The organism is Streptomyces solincola (assembly GCF_002982015.1).
GTDB classification, from domain to species: domain Bacteria; phylum Actinomycetota; class Actinomycetes; order Streptomycetales; family Streptomycetaceae; genus Streptomyces; species Streptomyces solincola.
The window spans coordinates 1-2625 of record NZ_PVLV01000611.1 but is presented as its reverse complement, the minus strand read 5'-3'; the positions used below and the strand labels follow the sequence as shown (position 1 = coordinate 2625).

General features: G+C 76.3%; 2 protein-coding genes and 1 pseudogene. 2 read left to right on the top strand and 1 reads right to left on the bottom strand.

Translation table 11 applies throughout. The features are described 5' to 3' along the window. Both C6N75_RS31905 and C6N75_RS28170 read left to right on the top strand, forming a co-directional pair. Positions 1 to 260, top strand: a pseudogene (locus C6N75_RS31905) (lipopolysaccharide biosynthesis protein); the annotation flags it as partial. Next, positions 257 to 1378, top strand: a complete 1122-nt coding sequence (locus C6N75_RS28170) for a GNAT family N-acetyltransferase (RefSeq protein WP_105871683.1) — start codon at positions 257 to 259, stop codon at positions 1376 to 1378. The pseudogene C6N75_RS31905 and the gene C6N75_RS28170, both read left to right, overlap by 4 nt. A gap of 8 nt (positions 1379 to 1386) precedes the next feature. Here C6N75_RS28170 and C6N75_RS28165 read toward each other — a convergent pair. Further along, positions 1387 to 2625: glycoside hydrolase family 26 protein (locus C6N75_RS28165; protein ID WP_258177659.1), on the bottom strand; the 1239-nt coding region annotated here is incomplete at its 5' end.

The window sequence follows — 2625 nt, the reverse complement described above, 5'->3', positions numbered from 1 at the left end:
CCAAGGGCGCCGCCACCCAGGCCGGCCCCGGCGTGAAGGTGCTGGAGTTCCCCCGGGCCGCCGTCCCGGCCGCCCCCGTCTCCCCCTCCCCCGCCCTGTCCGCGCTGGTCGGCGGCTCGGCGGGCGGCCTGCTCGGCGCGCTCGCCCTGCTGGTGCGGCCCCGCCGCCGGCCGCCGGTCGAGTGGTACGCCGCCGCCCCCGCGCGCGGCCCGCTGCCCCGGGCGGCCACCGCCCCCCGTACCGAGGGAGTGGGCGTATGAGCGCCACCGGATGGGACACCGAGGTCTGCCGGGACGGGGACGCGTTCGGACGGCTGGCGGGGGAGTGGACCGCGCTCTACCGGCGCTGCGCCACGGCCACGCCGTTCCAGTCGCACTCCTGGCTGCACTCCTGGTGGACCTCGTACGGCGCCCCCGGCCGGCTCCGGGTCGTCCTGGTGCGCCGGGCCGGGCGCCTGGTGGCCGCCGCCCCGCTGCGGCTGGTCCCCGGCCCCGTCCCGGTGCTCACCCACCTCGGCGGGGCGATCACCGACTTCTCCGACGTGCTGCTGTGCGGGGAGCTGCCGGAGGAGCAGGCCGACGAGGCGGTACGCCGGTTGACGGCCGCGCTGTACCGGATGGCCCGCACCGCCGTCGTCGACCTGCGCGAGGTACGGGACGGGGCGGCCGCCCACCGGGTCTACGCCGCCTGGCCCGGCCCGCGCCACCGCACCGACGACTCGGTGTGCATGGAGCTGCCGGCGCTGCCCATCGAAGGGCTGGTCGCCCGGCTGCCCTCCGCGCGCGCCCAGCGGGCCCGTTCCAAGCTGCGCCGCCTCGACCGGCTCGGCATCGAGGAGCGCGCCGTGCGCCCCGGGGAGGTGCCCGAGGCGCTGGGCGGACTGCTGAGGCTGCACCAGCGCCAGTGGGAGGGCCGGGGCCTCAACCCCGAGCACCTCAGCCCGCGCTTCCGCGAGCACCTCCACCGGGCGGTCAGCGCCATGGTGGAGTCCGGCGACGCGATGCTGACGGAGTTCCGGCTCGACGGGGACGTGGTCGCCGCCGACCTCACCCTGCTCTCCCCGCTGCTCTCGGGCGGCTACCTCTACGGGGCGGACCCGCGCCTGCGCTCCAGCAAGGCCGACGTGGCGACCCTGCTGCTGCGCAACGGGGCCCGGGAGAGCAGCACCGCCGGCCGCACGGTGCTCAGCCTGCTGCGGGGCCGGGAGTCGTACAAGAGCCACTGGCGGCCCCACCCGGCGGTCAGCCGGCGGCTGCTGATGTCCACCCGGCGCACCGGCCCCGGTCTGCTGCTGCGCGCCGGGTACGCCGAGGCCCGGCGGCGGGCCGCGGACGCGCTGCGCGACCGGGACTGGGTCCGCCGGATCCGGCGGCGGTAGCCGACGGCTCAGCGGCCGTCGCTCCCGTCGGCGGGTCCTAGCTTCAGGCAGAGCCGGCGGCCGAGCCACTTCTCCACCCAGGGCCCGAGGTCGAGCGGCACGCAGTCCGCAGGCCGGGCGGGCGGCCGGGCGGACTCGCTCGGCTGCGGCTCGGTCGGCTGCGGCTCGGTCGGCTCGGGCGTCGGCTGGCTCGGCTGCGGGGACCCGGGCTCCTGCGGCTCCTCCGGCTTCCCGGGCTCGCCCGGCTGCTCCGGGTCGCCGGGCCTGGGGGCGTAGCGCTCGGTCATCAGCGTGCGGAAGACCTCGGAGGCGCGGGGGTTGTCGCCGCACTGCCAGACACCGTGCGGGCAGTAGTCGGTGATCGTCTGGTAGACCGGCTTGTGCTCGGCGAACCAGTCCAGCATCGCCCGCATGTACGCAGGGTTGTCGCCGCCCCGGAACAGCCCCCACTCCGGGTAGGAGACGGGCTTGCCGTGCGCGGCGGCGAACTCCACGTGGTGGCGCAGCCCGTACTCCTGCTTCACGTGGTCGTCGAAGGACTCGCCGGGCGGCTGGTCGTAGGAGTCCATGCCGATGATGTCGACGACGTCGTCGCCCGGGTAGCACTCGGTCCACGGGATGGCGTCCGTCCCCCGGTTGGGGGCGAAGTCGAACCGGAACCGCTGGCCCGGCACCGCGCGCATCGCCGTCACGATCCGCCGCCAGTACGCCTTCCACGCCTCCGGGTCGGGCCCGCAGCGGTGCGAGTAGGTGGTGCCGTTCATCTCCCAGCCGAGGACGACGACCGTGTCCGGCACGTCCAGGGCGACCAGGCGTTCGGCGAGCGCGGTGAAGTGGCGGTCGAAGCGGCCGTCCGCGCCGAGCCGCAGCAGTTGCCGGACGACCTGGTCGGGCAGCCTGCTCTCGTTGCGCTCCACCATCGGCACGTTCAGCACGAAGAGCCGGTCCTCGCGCTCCCGACGCCAGCGGGCCCAGTCCTCCAGGAAGCCCGGGCGGCCCTCGATGTTGGTCCAGACGTCGCCCGGGAGGTAGGTGTGCCCGACGGTCGGCTCGGCGCCGCCCAGCCAGTCGCGCAGCCCGGCCATCCGGCTGATCCCGTCCGGCCCGAAGTCGAGGTACGCCCCGAACGGCCCGGCTCCGGCGGGCGACGGCGACGGGGAGGACGACGGCGACGCCGACGGGGACGGGGACGGGGAGGACGACGGCGATGGGGAGGATGACGGCGACGGCGATGGGGAGGACGGGGA